19 protein-coding genes are annotated in these 17,482 nt (G+C 72.0%); 10 read left to right on the top strand and 9 right to left on the bottom strand.

Annotated features, from left to right (window positions below; translation table 11 throughout):
- Positions 1–92 precede the first annotated feature (92 nt).
- The 4 genes from ACZ51S_RS30035 (at position 93) to ACZ51S_RS30020 (ending at position 3,467) form a co-directional block, all read left to right on the top strand.
- Positions 93–224: a hypothetical protein gene (locus tag ACZ51S_RS30035; protein WP_468475972.1), complete on the top strand. Its 132-nt coding sequence runs from the start codon at positions 93–95 to the stop codon at positions 222–224.
- A 391-nt stretch (positions 225–615) separates the two neighbouring features.
- Positions 616–1,425 (top strand): aKG-HExxH-type peptide beta-hydroxylase, encoded by an 810-nt coding sequence (locus ACZ51S_RS30030; protein WP_468962577.1) that lies wholly within the window; start codon positions 616–618, stop codon positions 1,423–1,425.
- 98 nt (positions 1,426–1,523) lie between these two features.
- Positions 1,524–2,639: a YcaO-like family protein gene (locus ACZ51S_RS30025; protein ID WP_468962529.1), complete on the top strand. Its 1,116-nt coding sequence runs from the start codon at positions 1,524–1,526 to the stop codon at positions 2,637–2,639.
- 57 nt (positions 2,640–2,696) lie between these two features.
- Complete coding sequence (locus ACZ51S_RS30020) at positions 2,697–3,467, top strand: class I SAM-dependent DNA methyltransferase (protein WP_468886510.1); 771 nt, start codon at positions 2,697–2,699, stop codon at positions 3,465–3,467.
- Between the two features lie 90 nt (positions 3,468–3,557).
- Here ACZ51S_RS30020 and ACZ51S_RS30015 read toward each other — a convergent pair whose 3' ends face one another.
- On the bottom strand, positions 3,558–4,052 hold the full coding sequence (locus tag ACZ51S_RS30015) for a MarR family winged helix-turn-helix transcriptional regulator (protein WP_468475975.1): 495 nt from the start codon (positions 4,050–4,052) through the stop codon (positions 3,558–3,560).
- A gap of 70 nt (positions 4,053–4,122) precedes the next feature.
- Between ACZ51S_RS30015 and ACZ51S_RS30010 the strand changes: the two genes are divergently transcribed.
- Entirely contained in the window at positions 4,123–6,240 is a 2,118-nt protein-coding gene (locus ACZ51S_RS30010) for an MMPL family transporter (RefSeq protein WP_468962527.1), read from the top strand.
- A gap of 258 nt (positions 6,241–6,498) precedes the next feature.
- Here ACZ51S_RS30010 and ACZ51S_RS30005 read toward each other — a convergent pair whose 3' ends face one another.
- From ACZ51S_RS30005 to ACZ51S_RS29995, 3 genes are all read right to left on the bottom strand, one after another.
- Positions 6,499–6,963 carry a DUF3618 domain-containing protein gene (locus tag ACZ51S_RS30005; protein ID WP_468802281.1) on the bottom strand — a complete coding sequence of 155 codons (465 nt, stop codon included), beginning with the start codon at positions 6,961–6,963 and terminating at the stop codon, positions 6,499–6,501.
- On the bottom strand, positions 6,960–7,373 hold the full coding sequence (locus tag ACZ51S_RS30000) for a phage holin family protein (protein WP_468475978.1): 414 nt from the start codon (positions 7,371–7,373) through the stop codon (positions 6,960–6,962). Before ACZ51S_RS30000 ends, ACZ51S_RS30005 begins: the two co-directional genes overlap by 4 nt.
- 185 nt (positions 7,374–7,558) lie before the next feature.
- On the bottom strand, positions 7,559–8,107 hold the full coding sequence (locus ACZ51S_RS29995) for a phosphatase PAP2 family protein (protein WP_468475979.1): 549 nt from the start codon (positions 8,105–8,107) through the stop codon (positions 7,559–7,561).
- A 498-nt stretch (positions 8,108–8,605) separates the two neighbouring features.
- Between ACZ51S_RS29995 and ACZ51S_RS29990 the strand changes: the two genes are divergently transcribed.
- Complete coding sequence (locus ACZ51S_RS29990; protein ID WP_468962575.1) at positions 8,606–8,989, top strand: barstar family protein; 384 nt, start codon at positions 8,606–8,608, stop codon at positions 8,987–8,989.
- Between the two features lie 13 nt (positions 8,990–9,002).
- On the opposite strand, the gene ACZ51S_RS29985 is transcribed toward ACZ51S_RS29990, so the two are convergent.
- Positions 9,003–9,155 (bottom strand): hypothetical protein, encoded by a 153-nt coding sequence (locus tag ACZ51S_RS29985; protein ID WP_468962524.1) that lies wholly within the window; start codon positions 9,153–9,155, stop codon positions 9,003–9,005.
- Between the two features lie 647 nt (positions 9,156–9,802).
- Between ACZ51S_RS29985 and ACZ51S_RS29980 the strand changes: the two genes are divergently transcribed.
- The 3 genes from ACZ51S_RS29980 (at position 9,803) to ACZ51S_RS29970 (ending at position 12,777) form a co-directional block, all read left to right on the top strand.
- A complete protein-coding gene (locus tag ACZ51S_RS29980; RefSeq protein WP_468475981.1) occupies positions 9,803–10,219 on the top strand; it encodes a hypothetical protein in 417 nt (138 codons plus the stop codon).
- A 145-nt stretch (positions 10,220–10,364) separates the two neighbouring features.
- The gene (locus tag ACZ51S_RS29975) at positions 10,365–10,505 is read left to right on the top strand and encodes a hypothetical protein (RefSeq protein ID WP_468962523.1); all 141 of its coding nucleotides are present in this window, start codon (positions 10,365–10,367) and stop codon (positions 10,503–10,505) included.
- 229 nt (positions 10,506–10,734) lie between these two features.
- Positions 10,735–12,777 carry a pectinesterase family protein gene (locus ACZ51S_RS29970; RefSeq protein WP_468962521.1) on the top strand — a complete coding sequence of 681 codons (2,043 nt, stop codon included), beginning with the start codon at positions 10,735–10,737 and terminating at the stop codon, positions 12,775–12,777.
- A gap of 56 nt (positions 12,778–12,833) precedes the next feature.
- Here ACZ51S_RS29970 and ACZ51S_RS29965 read toward each other — a convergent pair whose 3' ends face one another.
- The 4 genes from ACZ51S_RS29965 to ACZ51S_RS29950 all read right to left on the bottom strand — a co-directional run bounded on the left by ACZ51S_RS29965 (position 12,834) and on the right by ACZ51S_RS29950 (position 16,711).
- Positions 12,834–13,553 (bottom strand): hypothetical protein, encoded by a 720-nt coding sequence (locus tag ACZ51S_RS29965; protein ID WP_468962519.1) that lies wholly within the window; start codon positions 13,551–13,553, stop codon positions 12,834–12,836.
- Positions 13,553–14,077 carry a SigE family RNA polymerase sigma factor gene (locus ACZ51S_RS29960; protein ID WP_468475984.1) on the bottom strand — a complete coding sequence of 175 codons (525 nt, stop codon included), beginning with the start codon at positions 14,075–14,077 and terminating at the stop codon, positions 13,553–13,555. The genes ACZ51S_RS29965 and ACZ51S_RS29960 overlap by 1 nt, the downstream gene beginning before the upstream one ends.
- A gap of 200 nt (positions 14,078–14,277) precedes the next feature.
- Positions 14,278–15,624: a pectate lyase family protein gene (locus tag ACZ51S_RS29955; protein ID WP_468962518.1), complete on the bottom strand. Its 1,347-nt coding sequence runs from the start codon at positions 15,622–15,624 to the stop codon at positions 14,278–14,280.
- A gap of 352 nt (positions 15,625–15,976) precedes the next feature.
- A complete protein-coding gene (locus ACZ51S_RS29950; protein ID WP_468962516.1) occupies positions 15,977–16,711 on the bottom strand; it encodes a hypothetical protein in 735 nt (244 codons plus the stop codon).
- A 76-nt stretch (positions 16,712–16,787) separates the two neighbouring features.
- Here ACZ51S_RS29950 and ACZ51S_RS29945 point away from each other — a divergent pair, with 76 nt between their 5' ends.
- Positions 16,788–17,360: an ArsR/SmtB family transcription factor gene (locus ACZ51S_RS29945; RefSeq protein WP_468962514.1), complete on the top strand. Its 573-nt coding sequence runs from the start codon at positions 16,788–16,790 to the stop codon at positions 17,358–17,360.
- Positions 17,361–17,482 lie beyond the last annotated feature (122 nt).

The following is a 17,482-nucleotide window of genomic DNA, read 5'->3' as shown; positions in this document are numbered from 1 at the left end:
CAGCTCGCCGGTGACCGGATGCCGATCGCCCGGAGCCGTTCCTCGCATGTCCCCGCCGCCCCAGGGGCAACCCTGAGCCGTTCGACGGCTGCATGCCGCAAGCCCCGTCACGGGCCACGAGGCCCAGAAAGAGGTCTGGCATGGAACGCGAGGAGATCGAGCAGGTCACCGAGGAACTCCCCGAGCTCGCCCTGATGATCGACATCGGCGGAGACGACGACTGATCGGTACGCGAGTCCCGCGCCGCTGAATGAGGGTGCGTGGGGGAACTCGTCGTACGCGAGGCCCGTCACGCACCCGCCCGCTCCCGATCAAGGCAGAAGCGGAGTCCCGAACTTGCGTGTGACACCTGATGCGGCGTCTGCCCGAGCCGCCGAAGCGGCCGTATGGCGGACCACCCGTGACGCCCTCAGTGCCGCAGGGCTTTCCTCTGCCGTCCCCGCGCACCCCGCCGTCATGGCGGTGGCCCATCAGTCGCGCATCAGTCGCACCAGTCGCGGCAGGCACGGCAGATAGGCGACCTGGCGGAGGGCGCACCGCCCGGGCCGGCGGCGCGGCTGCGCCGCGCCTCGGCGCTTCCCCGCCACACCGCGGGTTCGCTGTGGGACGTGGACCCTGGCGGAGCCCGACATCCATCTGCGGGAAGCCCTCGCCCGCGCGCTGGCGTCCCTGCCGCCGTCGCGGCCGGCTTCTGAGGCCCCGTCGCCCGCACCGGCAGCGGGCTCCACCCTGTCCCGCTGGGGCGCCGGCCACAGGGCGGTCTTCAACGAGGCCACCGAGCGGCTGGCCGGGGTGTGGCCGGAGATGCTTGCCGAACTGCGGGCCAGCGTCACGCAGATCGTGCTGCTGCAGGGGACGGCCATTCACGGATTCACCGATTTCACCGTCCACGGTGCCGTGTTCGTCAACTCCGCACGGCTCGACTCGCGGCCCGGAGGACTGCCCGGCTGGGTCCGCCTCGCGGAGGCGCTCGTACACGAGGGGACGCACACGCGGTGCAACGCGGCGGCCCTGGTGACGGCGTTCCTCGCCCCTGCCGCCGACACGGTGGCCCCGGTGAGCACTCCCTTGCGCGCCGACCCCCGGCCCCTCACCGGACTCTTTCAGCAGACCGTTGTGCTGGTACGCCTGGTGATGCTGTATCGCAGGCTGCTGCTGAGCTGCCGGAACCGTGAAACGGCTGACGGCGTGCTCATCCGGGCACTCGAGCTCCGGCAGGGCAAGCTGGTGGCCGGTGCGCATCAGGGCATCGGCACCCTGGGGCGGCACGCGGGGGCGTTGACGCACGAGGGCCGCACTGTCCTCGAGGAGGCGCGCGACCTGCTGGACGCGGAGGCTCGTCATCCTGCCGTCGTGGCGTCGCCCCTCGCCGCGCCCCCGGCCTCGGCTTCCGAGACGTCCGCGGCCTCGGGGCGCGGACGGTGACCGCCCCGTCGCCCGTGGGCCACGAGTCTTCCGCGCAGCGATGGGTGCCCGAGGTCTTCCACCCGTACCCGGACAGCCCTGCCGTGGTCTTCGCTCGTGTGGCAGCCCGTTCTGAAGCGTTCGGGCACACCGGTGCCGCCGACGGGAAACCCGTTCTGGTGGGCAGCGCGGCGGGGACGATGGCCGACGGCGTCGCGGTGCGCGCTCGTGGTGAACTCGTGGAGCGGGCGAGCAACGTCCTGACCGGCCGGGCTGCCGAGTCGGGCGTACTCCCGGCGACACGGACCGCCACGCATGCGGAGCTGCGGCGCCTGGGGATCCCGGCCGTCGACCCGGCCGTCTGGAGCACCACGGCGTCCAGAGCCGATCGCCAACTCTGGGTGCGGGGGCGTTCTCTGACCTCGGCCGACGACGTGTGGGTGCCTGCCGGAGCCGCGTTCCTCCAACACCGCCCCCCGCCCGGCTGCACCGCCACCGTCCGGACCGGCTCGACCGGTGTCGCCGCGCATCCCCGTCGGGAAGCCGACACCGCCCAGGCCGCCCGGGAGATCCTGGAGCGCGAACTGATCCGCCGCAGCTGGTGCGCCCCGGAGCACCACCGTCCCTCCGCGTACGACATCACGGCGGAGCCGACCGGGCTGCCGGCCGGTCTCAGGGCACTGCTGGTGCGGGAACAGCTGCGCGCCACCGCGCTGCTGCCGCCCGCGCCGCAGCAGATGTGCGTGGCCGTCGTCTGTCTGCACACCGAGGACGGCCGCCACCAGAGCTTCGGCGCGAGCTGCGGCCCGCCCGGCGGGACTGCGACGGCGTTGGCCAAGGCCGCGTTCGAAGCGCTGATGGTCCGCTGGAGCATGGGAACCGCCGCCGCGCACCGCGCCCGGCAGCGCCTGGAATCCGCGGACCGGCCGCGCGGTGCGGTGGAACACGCACTGTGGGCCTTCCACCGCCAGGACGCCCTGCGCCACTGGACGGGCGGCGACCCCGCGGGTGGGTACGGGCGGCCCGTCCACCCCGCCGCCGAAGGCTCCGCCGTGGATGCCCCTGACCCGGTGGACCTGCTGACCAGGTACACCGGCTTGGACGTGATCGCGGTGGACTGCACCACCGGACCGCCCCACACCGAGGACCTGTCCGTGGTGCGGCTCGTCGCACCCGGCGCACGACCACTGCCCACCCGGACCGACCCCGGTATCCCGCCTCACCCCTTCGGTTGAAACCCGCTTCCGGTCAACCCGACCGCACCTGCCCACCGCCCCACGCCGGAGGACACGATGCCGCCCGCACGCTCCCAGGGTCCGCCCCCCGAAGCCACCTACGCGGCAGACTTCGCCTCCCGGTACGACGACTGGTTCGCGCCGGCCGGCGGCACGGACAACACCGTCGCCCTGCTCGTCTCGCTCGCTGAGGAAGCCCCGCCCGGACCGCTCCTCGAACTCGGCATCGGCACCGGACGCATCGCCCTGCCCCTCGCCGGGCACGGTCTGGCCGTACACGGCATCGATAGTTCCCCCCGGATGATCGCGCAGCTCCGCTCGAAACCCGGGGGCCGGGACATCCCGGTGACCATCGGTGACTTCGCCGCGCCGCCCACCGATGAGGAGTCCGGCGCATACGCCCTCGTCTACGTCGCCAACGGCACGTTCGGTGAACTCACCACGCAGGCCGCCCAGCTCGCCTGTTTCGCCAACGCCGCACGACGCCTGCGGCCCGGCGGTTTCTTCGTCCTGGACGCACACCTGCCGGAGGCCCTGGCCACGGTGTCCGCCGGCACCCAACCCGTGAACAACACCGGCCAGGACTTCGTGCTGCGCACCCGCAGCATCCACCCGGCCCGGCAGCACTACGTCTCCGACTACGTAGTCCTCGACGACGACCGGCTCCGCCACGTACGCGTCACGTTCCGCTACGCATCCGCCGGCGAACTCGACCTCATGGCCGCGGCCGCCGGACTGCGACTGCGCCTGCGTACCGGCGGATGGTCCGGCACGCCCTTCAAGGATTCCAGCAGTTGCCACGTCTCCGTGTACGAGCTGCCCGCATAGACCCCGTGCCCGCGTGACCCGTGCTCGGGGAACCGGCCGGCCGCGGCGTCTTCGGTGTGCGCCCGTGGTTCTTGAACCGGCAGCGGTGCGTCAGCGGCGTACTCGCGAGAGCTGGTCGTTCATCTCGGCGAGGAACCGCACCACCGTGTGCAGCTCGTCCGGGCTGAACCGGGCCCGCGCGGCGTCGGTGGACCGGGCGAGCGGACGGAAGTACTCGCGCGCGGCCTCGCGGCCCGCCTGGGCGTAGTGGACGTGGACCACGCGCCGGTCGTCCGCCGCCCTGACCCTGACGATGTGCCCGGCCTTCTCCAGCCGGTCCAGGCAGGCGGTGACCGCTCCCGAGGTGAGGTTCATATGGGAGCCCAGCCGCCCGGGGGTCATGGGGCCCGCGTCCTCGTCCCGTTCGGCGTCCAGTACGGCGATCAGTGCCTGCACGTCGGTCAGGTGCAGGCCCTGGGCGCGGGCGAACTCCGAGGCGATCCGGTTGAACTCCGCGTTCATCGCGCGCAGCAGTACGGCGAAGGACTGCAACCCGATCGGGTCGTCGCACGGAAGTACGGGGCGAGGGGCATCGGCGCTGGACATCTCTCCAGCATATGATCTCTCGATCATTGAGATACTTTGCCGTTGAGTAAAAAAGAGGAGTGCCGTGTCGATGAAGAACACGTCGGGGTGGGTCAGGTGGCTGGTGCCCGTGGTCCTGCTGGCGCTCTGGCTGGGCATCGGAGGGATGCTCGGCCCCTACGCCGGACGGCTCGGCGAAGTCGCCACGAACGACCAGGCCGCCTTCCTGCCCCGGAGCGCGGAATCCACCAGGGTCCTGGAGGCGCGGGAAGCCTTCGAGCGGTCCGCGTCCGTGCCCGCGATCATCGTCTGGCAGACGCGGGACGGCGGCCGCGTCACCGACGGGCAGCAGCAGGAGGCGACACGCGCCGTCACCGCCCTGGCAGGGCGGCACGGCATCGCCGGACCGCCGTCGCCCGCCCTGCGCTCGGACGACGGCCAGGCACTGCAGGCGGTCGTCCCGCTCGCCCCCGACCTGGGCGACGAGCTGCCGGCCGTCATGGAGGAGGTACGCGCGGCGGCGGAATCCGTACCCGCTCTGAGCGCACGGATCGCGGGGCCGGCGGCCACCCAGGCCGACCTCGCCGACGCCTTCTCCGGCATCGACGGCCTGCTGCTGGGCGTGGCGCTCGGCGCCGTGCTCCTGATCCTGCTGCTGGTCTACCGGAGCCTGCTGCTCCCCCTGGTGATCATCATCAGCGCGGTCTTCGCCCTCGGCCTGGCCTGCGCCGTCGTCTACGCCCTGGCCGACCGCGGCACCGTGCGCGTCGACGGGCAGGTGCAGGGGATCCTGTCCATCCTGGTCATCGGCGCGGCGACGGACTACGCGCTGCTGCTGGCCGCACGGTTCAGGGAGGAACTGGCGGCGCGCGGCGACCGGACGGCCGCGGCGCTGGCCGCCGTCCGTCGCTCGGCAGGCGCGATCACCGCCAGCGCGGCGACCGTGGCCCTGGGCCTGCTCGCCCTGCTCGCCGGCGACCTGACCAACAACCGGGCCCTGGGCCCGGTCGGTGCCATCGGCATCGTCTGCTCCGTCCTCGCCACCCTCACCTTCCTGCCCGCCGTGCTCGTCCTTCTCGGCCGTGCCGCGTTCTGGCCCGCCACGCCCAAGCCCGACGAGGCCACGGCGGAAGGACACCGGGCGTGGCGCCGCATCGCGGCCGTCATCGACCGCTCACCCCGCCGGGTCTGGGTGTCGACCACGCTGCTCCTGCTCGCCCTGGCCGCGTTCTCGCCGGGCCTGTCCTCCAAGGGCGTGCCGCTGGACGAGATCTTCGTCAAGGACGCCCCCTCGGTCGCAGCACAGGAGACCCTCGGCCGGCACTTCCCCGGCGGATCGGGCCAGCCCGCGGTGATCATCGCGGACGCCGCGAAGGCATCCGACGTCCAGGCGGCGGCCCGGGCCACGGCCGGCGTCGCCTCCGTGGCACCCGTGACAGCCTCGGGGCGGCCCGGCGGCGATCCCGCGGTCGTCGACGGCCGCGTCCGCATCGACGTCACCCTCCGAGCCGCCGCCGACAGCGACGCCGCGGAGAAGACGGTCGCCGAGCTGCGCTCACGCCTCCACGCGCTACCGGCCGCGCACGCCATCGTCGGCGGCTACACCGCCCAGAAGTACGACACCGAACAGACCGCGGCCCGCGACCGCACGCTCATCGTCCCCGTCGTCCTCGGCATCATCCTGCTCATCCTCGTCCTCCTCCTGCGTTCCTTCCTGGTCCCGCTGTTGCTCGTCGCCACCGTGGCCCTGAACTTCCTGGCCACCCTGGGCGTTTCCGCACTCGTCTTCGAGCACCTGCTCGGCTTCAGCGGCACGGACGCCTCCGTCCCCCTGTACGGCTTCGTCTTCCTCGTGGCGCTCGGCGTCGACTACAACATCTTCCTCATGTCCCGCGTCCGCGAGGAGTCCCTCGTCCACGGGGTGCGCCGCGGGGTGCTGCGCGGCCTGACCACGACCGGCGGCGTCATCACCTCGGCCGGAGTGGTGCTCGCGGCCACCTTCGCGGCGCTGATGGTCATCCCGCTCGCCTTCCTCGTCCAGATCGCCTTCATCGTCGCCTTCGGCGTCCTCCTCGACACCCTGGTCGTACGGTCCCTCCTGGTTCCGGCACTGGTGATCGACATCGGCCCGCGCAGCTGGTGGCCCGGCTCCCTGGCCCGAGAACCCCGCCCAGCCCCGGCGCACCCCGGACCGCCCGGCAAGCCGTAGCGGGCAGGGACATCCGTCGGGGTTCTTGACCGATCGGCGAGGGCTCGGCAGCCCAGTGGGCGCTGCTCCTGGACGGCGCGTGCGCCGAGCGGGAAGCGGTCAAGAGCGCTGGGGTATCGGCCAGGCTGGCGGCAGAGGCGGAGGCGATGCGACGTCTGCGCGAGCAGACCGCCGTGGAGCACCCTGAGTGGGCAGGGTTCGGAGCTCCTGGACGATCCCGTTGACGACCAGCGTCGGGCGCGTCTTCCCGAGGTGCCTTCATCGACGCCTCCGGCCGCGTCGGGCGAGCAGGAAGACGACCAGGAAGGTGACGGCGGCGAGCAGCGGGGTGCGCTTAGCCCGCGCCGTGGCCGCCAGCCGGCCGGCCTTCTCCCGTACCGGCTCGGGAGTCTTGTCCGCAGCCAGATGTCCGGCACGGGACGCACTCTCGCGCACCTGCGCTGCGGCGTGGGCGGCTTTGCCGAGGACAGGGTCAGGGGTCTTGTCCTTCAGCAGCTGCTTGGCCCGCTCCGCCTTGTCGTGGATCTGGTCGCTTACGTGCGCGGCCTTCTCGGCTGCCTGCGCCTTCGCGGTGGCGGCCTGCTCCTGCGCCCTGGCCTTCACGTCGGCTTTGTGGGCCAGCGCCTCGATGGTCTGACCGAGTTCCTCGCGGGTGTGCTCGACCTGCTCGCGCAGCTCCTCGGACGTGGGTGCGGACTCTTCGCCGGGGGATGGAGTGGTCATCGGTGTGCGTGCTCCTTGATCTCGGCCACGTCGGCCTTGAGGCTGTCGATGGTCTGCTCGGGCGCGGGCGGGCCGGCCTTCGCGATCTGCTTCTTCCCGGCCACCGCCATGACGGCGGCGACCGCTGCCAGCACGGCGGCGACGACCAGGGCTGCGGCCCACACCGGGAGCAGCAGCGCCATGGCGGCGATCGCGGCGCCCGTCAGGGCTTGTGCGGCGAGGAAGCCGACCAGGCCGGCCCCGCCGAAGAGGCCGCCGCCGATCCCGAACCGCTTGCCCTTCTCCGTCATCTCCGCCCGCGCCAGCCGCATCTCCTCGCGCACCAGCTCGGACAGCTGCTGCGACGCGCGGGTCACCAGCGCACCCACCGAGTCACCGGAGTCGTGGGCGTGCCGATCAGCGTCGTTCATGAGACTTCACCTTGCCTTCCTGGTGCTGCCCGCAACGGATATCCCTCGATGGCCCGCACGGCCCATCCGCATCGCGGTCGAGGCCCCGTGCCGCTCAGCCGTCCCGTTTCGGTCCCGGTTGTTCTCCTGCTGTCAGGTGCGCCTACCCGGTAGCCGGTCGGGCACCCGCGCCGGCGACAGACGCTTCAGCCGAGGCGGCGCAGCAGCAGGCGCGGCGCGGCCCGTACCACGGCGGCCGCCGCCAGTCCGATGGCGGCGCCGGCCGCGACGTCGGAGGGGTAGTGCGCGCCGCTGTGGACCCGCTCGATCGACACCAGGACCATGGGCACGGCGCACGCGGCGCCCGCCCATGGCCAGCTCGGAGCGACGGCGGCAGTGAACGCGACCGCCGCGGCGGTGTGCCCGGAGGGGAAGGAGGAGCTGTCCGGGCGGTCCTCGACGTCCTCGTGGGGGAACCATTCCTTCGGCGGGCGGCGCCGCTCGACGAGTTGCTTCGCGACTCCGTTGGAGAGCACCTGCGCCACCGCCATCCCGGCCACGCCCGCCACCGCGGCCCTGCGACCCCTCCATCCGCCTCCGGCGGCCATGAGAGCGGCGGCGGCCCACCACAGCTTGGTGTGCTCGGCCGCGTCCTCGACCGGCGGCAGCACGCCGCGCGCCCAGACCGAATCCCAGGACCCCATGCGCTTGGTCAGCGCGTTTTCGCCCGCCCGCAGGGATGACAGAAGCCTCATGGACAGCAGCTTCCCCCACCAGGGCCGTTCAGACCGTGATCACTCCATCCGGCGGCGGTAGATCCGGGTCCTGCTGAACGAGTGGCCCACGATGCCGGCGCCGGTGGTCGCCGGATCGCCCAGTGCGACCTGTGGTTCCCCGAGCCGAAGGTGCCGGTCGCACCGGGGCAGGAGCGGGTGCCGCCGGTTCTGGTGATGGGGCTCGGCTTCTCCCGGTTCATGACCGCGGTGATGCGTGCGACGGGCACGTTCGTCGCCAGGGCGGAGAGCGTGATTCTGTTCGGCCCGCCCGCCCGCCCGGCATCGGCAAGAACCACCTGGCCAGCGGCCTCGGGCGTGAAGGCCGCGCACGCCGGCTACCCGGTCCTCTTCGACACCGTCGGCAACTGGATCGCCCGGCTCCAGGCGGCCCTCCGGTCCGGGCGTCTGGACGCCGAGCTGAAGCGCACGCGTTCCGGCGAACCCGTGCGAGGTGCTGCCGGACATAGTCTCGTCGCTGTGACAGTGAGATATGTGTTGGACGGCAGCCAGGTCAGGACCCTGGAGGACTTCTGGCGAGTCGCCGGCGGGAGCATCGGCTGCGGCGGCTATTTCGGCCGGAACCTCGATGCGTTCGCTGACTGCCTCCGCGGCGGCTTCGGGACACCGGAAGACGGCGACTTCGTGATCGAGTGGCGTGATCACGAAGCCTCCCGCCAGCACCTCGGACACCCCGAGACCGCTCGCCAGCTCGAAATGTCGCTCGCCCGCTGTCATCCCACGAACAAGGCACGCATGACCGCCAGGCTGGCGGAAGCCCGCGCCGGCCGCGGCCCGACCGTCTTCGACTGGCTGGTCGAGATCATCGAAGAGGAACTTCCGGGGGGCCTGCGCCTCCGTTAGCCAAGCCGACTGGTCACGGGGTCGGCAGACGGGCGCCGCGGGTTCCGAGGTCGACCTGGCCGACGTCGCCGACCCGACGGCAGGCCGACAGCCAGTCCGCGGGATTGCGGACGAGCGCGGGGACGTGGCCCAGTGCGGGCCGGACTCCGGGCGTCGGGGGCAGCACCCCGCGCGCACGCCTTCGGCGGTCTGGGCGGCCCGCACGGCGATGGCCTGGTCGAGGCTTGTCTCGCAGTGCCCCTCGTGCACCTCGTCGCGGACGTGGTCGGTCCGGCCGCCGATGTGTTCGCGCTGGGAGCGGTGCTGGTCGCGGCGGCCGGTGGCAAGGCGTTCGGAGACGGGACGCCGATGGGGCTGATGTACCGGCGGCGGTGCGCGAGGATCCTGACCTGTCCCACGTCCCCCCGGCATCCGACCGGTGGTCGCCGCCTGCATGGCCAAGGACCCGGCGCAACGGCCGACGCCGCGGGAGTTGCTGGAGCTGTTCGCACCCAGAACCGATCCCCAGCGGACGGCGGTGACGCATTCGCCGGCCGGGCCCTGCCGGGTGATGGGGACGTCCATCGTGCTATGGCCGTGGCCGCCCGGCCGCCGGACAACGCACCCCCACCAGCTCCTACGCGGGGCCCGCCCCCCGACCGGCAGGCCGGGACCGCGCCCGAGCCGAGGAAGAGGAAGCAAACCGGTCGCCAACGGCTCGTGACGGCTCCTTGAGCCGACTGGGGTCGAGCGCGACGGCGATCAGCGCGGCCGGACCAATGCGGTCTGTCCGCGCTCTGCTGCTGATGGCCGCAGCATGCATAGGATGCGGGTATGGGCATGGGGAAGGTCATCGAGGGTCTGGTTGAGGAAGCCGAGCGGCAGATTCGCGATCAGGTGTGGGAGCTGTCCACTACCGACCGCAGCGTCGCCGCGAAAGCCGCCGCCGACCTCCACGCCGCCGTCGGCACTCCGCAGTCCCGGCAAGGCTTGCCCGAGGTCGAGCGACTGGAACACCTGCGGGAAGCGCTCGCCGCTGTGGCCATCGCCCTCGCGCACGTCCACGGCCCGCTGGCCTGGTTCCTCGGTGCAGCCGCTACCGCGCTCACGCCCATCCTGCACTGGCGGGCCCTGCCCGCCGGAGAGGGTCCCACCTTCGGCGCCGTCCAGCCGACCCTCCAGGAGTACACGGAAGCCGAAGAGGCGATCCGCCGGCTCCAGAGAACCCTCGCGGCCGCGCACATCGGCTGACCGCGACCGCGCCGGGCAGGCCGCCGGTTCGTATCCGGTGCCCGGGCCTCCAGCGCCTACCTGCACGAGCACGGCGCGGACCAGCACTCCGTACAGGCCGAGGGGCGCCGCCCAGGCGCTCCGTCTCTGGGCGAAGATCCCCCGCTTGCCGCTGGTCGGCGTCCTGATGCACGTCCGGCACGAGGCCCCGTACGCGTACGTGTGTGCGGCGGCGGGCACCTGCCTGCCGCTGCTCGCCGTGGGCGTCGTGCTGCGCCGGCCGCGGCCGACCGCCGTCCGGCCCTGACGCGGTGCACCGCCCGAGCGCCTCGCAGGGCGGCCGGCCGGAGTGCGGCCCCGTCGCAGCCGGGATGGCCGGACCGCACCCCGGTACCGGGTGCCTACCCTGGGCCGGGCCCGACGCGACGTCGAACATCCGATTGAGTGTTTGATTTTTTGCGAGGCGGCGGCAACCCTTCGGGCCCCGGCGGCAACCCCGCATCGATCACTCCCCTTTTCACGGAACGGAACCGCCCATGAGTTCGATCCGCCGCACGGCCCGTCATCGCAGACCGCGAAGGGTCCTGGCCATCGGGGTGCCGCTGACCCTCGCCGTATCCGGCGTGGTGGCGTACGGGTCCGCGTTCGGGCTGGGTGACAAGGCCGCGGCCGCGGAACCCGCCGCCTGGGCGACTGCCGCCGCCGACGGATTCGCCTCGGTCGACGCGCTCGGACAGAACGGCACGTACGGCGGCCGGGAGGGCAGGACCGTCACCGTCACGTCGCTCGCCGACCTCGAGAAGTACGCCACGGCCCCCGAGCCCTACGTCATCGTCGTGGCCGGCACGATCGACATGGCTCCCGTCGGCAAGGAGATCAGGGTCGCTTCGCACAAGACGATCATCGGCTCCGGCACCCTCGGGCACATCGTCGGCGGCGGCTTCTTCCTCGGCCACGGCGTCCACAACGTGATCATCCGGAACCTGACGATCAGGAACTCCTACCAGGGCGTGTGGAACGACAAGGAGCACGATTTCGACGCCATCCAGATGGACGGCGCCCACCATGTGTGGATCGACCACAACGACCTGCGGCACACCGCCGACGGACTGATCGACGTCCGCAAGGACAGCACGTACGTGACGGTGTCCTGGAACAGGCTGAGCAACGCCAACAAGGCCTTCGGCATCGGATGGACCGACAACGTCGTCACCGACATCACGGTCCATCACAACTGGATCCGCGAGACGGAGCAGCGCAACCCGTCCACCGACAACGCCGCCCACGCACACCTCTACAACAACTTCATGGAGGACACCCCGGGCACCGCCGTCAAGTCCGCCTACGGCAACTACGCGCGCGGCAGGACGCGGATGCTGCTGGAGAACTCCTACTTCCAGGGCATGGCCAACCCGGTGATCAGGGACTCCACCGCCGCCCTCGTCCAGCGCGGCAACGTCTTCTCCGGCACGAGCGGACGCAACGAGAGCGGCGGCGGCGCCGCCTTCGACCCCAAGGCGTACTACCGCTACACCCTGGACGCCGCCGACAAGGTCCCCGCGCTGGTGAAGTCGGGGGCCGGGCCGAGGAGTTCCCTGGGGGCGGCAGCCGCGACCGCCGCCGCGGCCACCAGGACGCTCACCGTCGCCCAGGACGGCAGCGGCCGGTACAGGACGGTCCAGGCCGCGGTGGACGCCGTACCCGTCGGCAACGCCTCCCGCGTGGTCATCTCGGTCAAGCCGGGCACGTACCGCGAGACGGTGAACGTGCCGGCGGACAAGCCGCACGTCACCATCCAGGGTTCGGGCCCGAGCCGCAAGGACACGGTGATCGTGTACGGCAACGCGGCCGGCCTGCGCAAGCCCGACGGTTCGGGCACGTACGGCACTCCGGGCAGCGCCACGGTCGCCATCCGGTCGGACGACTCCCAGCTCCGCAACCTCACCGTCTCCAACGACTTCGACGAGGCCGCGAACCAGTCCGTGGACGGCCACCAGGCGGTCGCCCTGCTCACGGCCGCGGACAGGGTCGTGCTGGACGCGATCATCGTCACCGGCGACCAGGACACCCTGGAGCTGGAGACCGCGGCCAAGGACAAGCCCGGCCGCGTCTACGTCACCAACTCCTACATCGTCGGCAACGTCGACTTCATCTTCGGCCGCGCCACCGCGGTGATCGACCAGTCGGTCATCACCCTCAAGAAGCGCTGGAACGGCACCTCGGCCGGATACATCACCGCCCCGAGCACCCCGGCGGGCCGCAAGGGCATCCTCGTCAACCGCTCCACCGTCAACGGTGACGTGGCCGCGTCCTCCTTCCATCTCGGCCGGAACTGGCACCCGGGCGGCGACGGCACCGTCGACCCGCAGGCCACCTTCCGCAACTCCACCCTCAGCGCCGCGATCAAGCGCGCGCCCTGGACCGACATGGGCGGCTTCTCCTGGAAGGACGACCGCTTCGCCGAGTACATGAACGTCGGCCCGGGGGCCGGCCCCAAGAGCACCGACCGGCCGCACCTGAGCGATGCCCAGGCCGCATCCCACGAGGTCTCGGACTGGCTGGGCGGCTGGACCCCGTAGCAGGAGGAGGGGGCCGGGAGCGACGCCACGCGTGGCTCTTGGCCCCCGGGACCCCGTCAGCCCGTCGCGCCCGCCGCCGGGCGGAAGGTGCCGGTGACGGTGTGCCGCTGTCCCGTCGCCGAGGCGGCCGTCGCCGCGTAGGAGTCGCCGGCCAGGGGCCGCGCACCCGGGGCATGGTTGTACTGGACGGCGAAGACGTGCTGCCCCGCGGGGACGGTCCGGCCCGGCTTGAGGGTCCACCGGTAGAGGAGGGCGCCGCCCTCGTCGGTGGTGGTCAGCGTGAAGTCGCCCTCGGGCAGGGTCCGCCAGGCGCCGGTGGCCGCCACGCCTGCGGTCTGGGCGACGCGGACCTCCAGCGTCAGCGCCGCCAGGGGCGCACCGGTGTGGAGGGTGACGGTGCTCTGGGACCAGTAGGGATTGGGCTGCGGGTCGACGGCGCCGTCGGAGCGCAGCGGCCCGTCCTGGGTACCCGGTGGTGGGGACGGCGGGGAAGGGGTGGACGGCGTGGCCGGGGGCGCCGGCGCCGCGGGGGTCGTGGCCGCTGCCCGGCCGGTGCCCTCCGTGTGGAAGGCGGGGATGAGCGTGTACCCGCCCACCACGAGCGCTGCCGTGGAGGCGAGGGTGGCGAGGGTGACGCGGGGCCAGGACAGGGGCCGGTCCGCACGCCGGTCGGGCACGGCGCGGGACGTGCCGAGCCGGACCCGCTCCAGCATCCCGTCCCGGTCGGGCGTGTGGGCCGCCGCCGCGTCACGGAGCCGGCGCTTCAGGTCCTCCATCAGTTCCTCGTTCCGGTCAGTTCTACGGCGGCCTGCGCGCCGAGGAGGCGCTGCAGTTCGGCCATGGCCTTGGAGGTCTGGCTCTTCACCGTACCGACGGACGTCCCGAGCACGAGGGCGGTGTCCTTCTCCGACAGGTCCAGCGCGTGGCGCAGCACGACGCAGGCGCGCTTGCGGAACGGCAGGCGCGCCAGCGCGCGGCGCACGTCCATCACCGCGTCCACGTCGGGGTGCTGCGCGCGACCGGGAAGGGCCGACCAGAAGAGGTGGACGCGGCGCCGCTCGCGGGTGAGGGCGCGGATGCGGGCCCGGGCCATGTTGGTGACCACACCGCGGGCGTACGCCACCGGATGGTCGGCGCGCCGCACGCGGTCCCAGCGGTGCCAGAGCGCGACGAAGGCGTCGGCGGCCAGGTCGTCGGCGGTGTCCGCCTCACCGGTGAGCAGGTAGGCGAGGCGGGCCAGCTCGGCGTGGTGCCGCTCGAAGAAGTCGTGGAACTCCGCGGACGTGTCGTCGGGGGCCATTGCGGAGTCTCCCTCAGGTCTGTCCGCGCTCCTGCCCGAGTCAGTGCCGGTGTCGGTGCCCGCCGGTCGGAGGGACGGTGAGGATACCAACCGGCCGGTCAGCACGGTCCCGGCGGGGTGGAGCGGTCGTTGCGTCGTCGGCGGCTCGCCGGGGTGCCCGGGTGGGGCGAGCGCACCCGCCCGGGCACCGACGTGGTGGATCACTTCAGGACGCCCGCGCCGGCACTGCGGGCGAGGGACGCGGGCAGTCCCGCGGCGGACGGTTCCAGCCCCTTGGCGAGGGAGGGCTTCCAGGTGGCCTCGGGCTTGATCTTCTTCTTGTTCGCGGCGTTGTGGGTGGCGACGAGGTCGGTGACCGAACCGTTGACCATGTTCCCGCTGCCCGCGAACGCGCCCGTGCCGTCACCCGACAGGAGCTGCGAGGCCTTGCGGTCGGAGGAGAGCGTCCAGTGGTTGTTCTGCGCCACGATCTGGGCGCCGGCCCGCGCGTTCACGCTGTAGCTGTGGGTGTAGCCGTTGCGCGGGGTGGTGTCGAAGTGGTTGTTGTAGAGGTGGATCTGTCCGACCCGGGCGAGCGGTGCGCGCTGCACGATGCCCTGGAAGACGTTGTGGTGGAGCGTGACCCGCAGCTTCGTGTCCTTGTCACTGCTGCCGATGAGCATGGTCTTGTCGTGGTCGGCGAACCGGTTGTACGAGACGGTGACCAGGTCCGATGCGTTGGTGATGTCGAGGGCTCCGTCGTGGACCTGGTACTCGCGGCCGAAGTGGCGGGGGTTCGAGGCGTCGTAGCGGGGGCTGTCGGTGAACGAGTTGTGGTCGGCCCAGACATGGGTCGCACCCCGCAGGGTGACGGCGTCGTACGCGGAGTTCCAGTTGCCCTCGGAGCCGTCCGTGGGGTCCCACTGGGGGAAGCAGTCACGGGTGTCGGCGAAGGTCAGGTTGCGGATGATGACGTTGTCCGCCTTCTGCATCAGGAGGCTGCCCCCGTTGATGCCCGCGTCGGTGCCGGGCACGCCGATGACGGTGGTGTTCGACGGCACCGCGATGCCCACCCGCTCGGCCTGCTTAGCCTGCGCCGCCGCCCGTGCGGACTCCTGCGAGCCGGACGGCACCTTGGACCGGCCCCATACCGCGGGGTCGTAGGCCTTGAGGTAGGCGGCGAGCGTGTACCCGGTCCCCTTCGCGTAGTCGGCGCAGGTCAACGGGCGCCCCTGATCGTCGGTGTTGGCGTCGATCCGGCCCTTCACGCGGATGATCCTCGGGGCGCCGGACGGGCCCGCTCGGAGCGCCTTGACCAGTTCGGCCCGTGTGGTGACGGTGAAGTCGTGCTCGGCGTCGGCGGCCTGCCCGCCGGTGGTGCCCGAGCCGCTCGACGCCCAGCCGTCCTGGGAGGCCAGGCGGTCGTGCGCGAGATCGACGGCGCCGGCGTCGGCGTCGGCGCGCGTGGCGAACGGCAGGACGCCGAGTCCCGCCGCGGTGACGAGTCCCGTGGTGACCAGGACGAGACGGCGGCGGGCGGGGAGACGACGGTCGGAGGAAGTCGGCATCGGTGGGCGGTCCTTTACGGAGTCGGCGTGGAGTTCTGCTCGTGCGCCGTTCAGTTGCCGCCGCCCCCACCGGGGTTGCCGGGAAGTGCAAGGAAGTTGTGCGACGTACGTCACAAGGCCGTGGCCGCACGAGGGACGGACGCCCGGGGTTCGCGAAAATCATGGGCAGCCGCCTCGGATCCGCCGTCCCGGGCGTAGCCGAACGGTCGGGATCCTGGCCTGGGCCGGCCACCGGGAGGCGCGGACGCCCGCGCGATGTGGGACCCGCTGACCGAAGGCCTGGGCGAGCCGAACGACCTGGACCCGTCCGACCGGCCTGCGGCTCTTCAGCGCCGATTGCTCACGGAAGGGTCTACGCGTAGGGCCGGATGGCGACCGTGACATCCATGTTGAAGGCGTTCGTCCCCGCCTCGGACGGCAACCCCAGGGCCCGGTTGAGCGCGCGACTGAGAGGGCCGCAGCCACTGGTGCCCGGGGCGGCGAACTCCGAGTCCTGGGCAGCGAAGGTGACGACCAGGGGGTCCCTGGATATCACCCGGGTGGGACGGGTGTCCTTGAGCACCAGGTGGACCGCGTCCTCATCGCTGCCCACCGAGCAGCCCGACGACGGCCGGGTGAGCAGTCCGTGAGGCGCGCTTATGGCGAATTTGATGTCGAACTCGCCGCGCCGGGTGTCGTCGGACAGGAAGTCCGAGTACCCGCCGTACCGCGGAGTCAGGGTCAACGGGGTGCCTCCCACCCGGATTGGCGCAGCGGTCATTTCCCCGAAGACCTGGCGGAATTCGCCGCCGACACGGCCTTCCGCAAAGGTGATCTTCATGGGTTCGGTGAGCGGCTCGTCGATGGCGCCCATGCGCAGATGCCCCGTGGCGTGCATGACCTCGCAGCGCCAGGTGCCGGGGTCCGCACCCGCGGGCAGCTCATCGACGGTCGGGCAGGCGGAGAAGTCGAACGCGGGAAGATCCGTAGTCGGTTCGGCTCCATGCGCGGGTGCGGCGCCCAGGACGAGCCCGGCAAGCAGGGCTCCGGCAGCGGCACGCGTGAAGCGGCGGACTGTGCGATTCAAGGTCACTCGGTTCGTCGTCATACGCCACAGCATTGCAGACCTTTCTCTGCAGAGAAAGATCTGCAGAGAAATATCTGCGCGGGGGTAGACTGCCGCCATGACGAAAGAGCGGAGAGCGCAAGCCGCAGAGCGGCGCACGGTCGACAGTCCCGAGGTGCTCAAGGCCCTCGCGCACCCCCTGCGCCTGCGGATCCTGCGCCACCTTGGCGCGGCGGGCCCGGCCACCTCGACCACGCTGGCCGCCGCCCTCGGCGAGAACACCGGGACGCTCAGTTACCACCTGCGCATGCTGGAGCGCAGTGGCCTCATCGAGGACATCCCCGAGCGCTCCGCCGGGCGGGAGCGCTGGTGGCGCGGGGTGCGCGGGCTTGACATCCGCAGACCACCGCACAACGAGCTGACGGAGGCCGAGCGTGCCATGTCGGCCGAGCTGGACAGGATGAGGATGGAGGAGGACCTGGAGCTCGCCCGGCAGTTCACCGCCGAGCAGGCGGAGTCCGAAGGCTGGACGCGGGGTTCACGCAGCCTCATCCACCTCACGAAGGGTGAGCTGGACGCGTTCCATGACGACTATCTGGCCCTGCTCGCGCGCTATGCCCGCGGGCCCGAGGACGCCCCCGACGACGCCCGCCCCGTGCTCCTCCGCTGGTTCGGCCTGCCCGCTGACTGACCGCTGACCGCTGACCGCTGATCGCGCAGGACGCGGAGCGGCGGTGGGGCTGTGGCGGAAGTGTCGCTCAGATGCCGGTTCTTGATCCGGTCGGGCAGGTCCGGAACACCCGATTCGCGGTC

The organism is Streptomyces sp. NPDC034043, assembly GCF_055575675.1.
This window is presented reverse-complemented; position numbering and strand designations above follow the sequence as displayed.

Bases quoted from the DNA above. Each gene is read 5' to 3' on its own strand.
- ACZ51S_RS30035 (WP_468475972.1), top strand. From the start codon at position 93: ATGCCGCAAGCCCCGTCACGGGCCACGAGGCCCAGAAAGAGGTCTGGC.
- ACZ51S_RS30020 (WP_468886510.1), top strand. From the start codon at position 2,697: ATGCCGCCCGCACGCTCCCAGGGTCCGCCCCCCGAAGCCACCTACGCG.
- ACZ51S_RS30015 (WP_468475975.1), bottom strand. From the start codon at position 4,052: ATGTCCAGCGCCGATGCCCCTCGCCCCGTACTTCCGTGCGACGACCCG.
- ACZ51S_RS30010 (WP_468962527.1), top strand. From the start codon at position 4,123: ATGAAGAACACGTCGGGGTGGGTCAGGTGGCTGGTGCCCGTGGTCCTG.
- ACZ51S_RS30005 (WP_468802281.1), bottom strand. From the start codon at position 6,963: ATGACCACTCCATCCCCCGGCGAAGAGTCCGCACCCACGTCCGAGGAG.
- ACZ51S_RS30000 (WP_468475978.1), bottom strand. From the start codon at position 7,373: ATGAACGACGCTGATCGGCACGCCCACGACTCCGGTGACTCGGTGGGT.
- ACZ51S_RS29995 (WP_468475979.1), bottom strand. From the start codon at position 8,107: ATGAGGCTTCTGTCATCCCTGCGGGCGGGCGAAAACGCGCTGACCAAG.
- ACZ51S_RS29980 (WP_468475981.1), top strand. From the start codon at position 9,803: ATGGGCATGGGGAAGGTCATCGAGGGTCTGGTTGAGGAAGCCGAGCGG.
- ACZ51S_RS29970 (WP_468962521.1), top strand. From the start codon at position 10,735: ATGAGTTCGATCCGCCGCACGGCCCGTCATCGCAGACCGCGAAGGGTC.
- ACZ51S_RS29965 (WP_468962519.1), bottom strand. From the start codon at position 13,553: ATGGAGGACCTGAAGCGCCGGCTCCGTGACGCGGCGGCGGCCCACACG.
- ACZ51S_RS29960 (WP_468475984.1), bottom strand. From the start codon at position 14,077: ATGGCCCCCGACGACACGTCCGCGGAGTTCCACGACTTCTTCGAGCGG.
- ACZ51S_RS29955 (WP_468962518.1), bottom strand. From the start codon at position 15,624: ATGCCGACTTCCTCCGACCGTCGTCTCCCCGCCCGCCGCCGTCTCGTC.
- ACZ51S_RS29950 (WP_468962516.1), bottom strand. From the start codon at position 16,711: ATGACGACGAACCGAGTGACCTTGAATCGCACAGTCCGCCGCTTCACG.
- ACZ51S_RS29945 (WP_468962514.1), top strand. From the start codon at position 16,788: ATGACGAAAGAGCGGAGAGCGCAAGCCGCAGAGCGGCGCACGGTCGAC.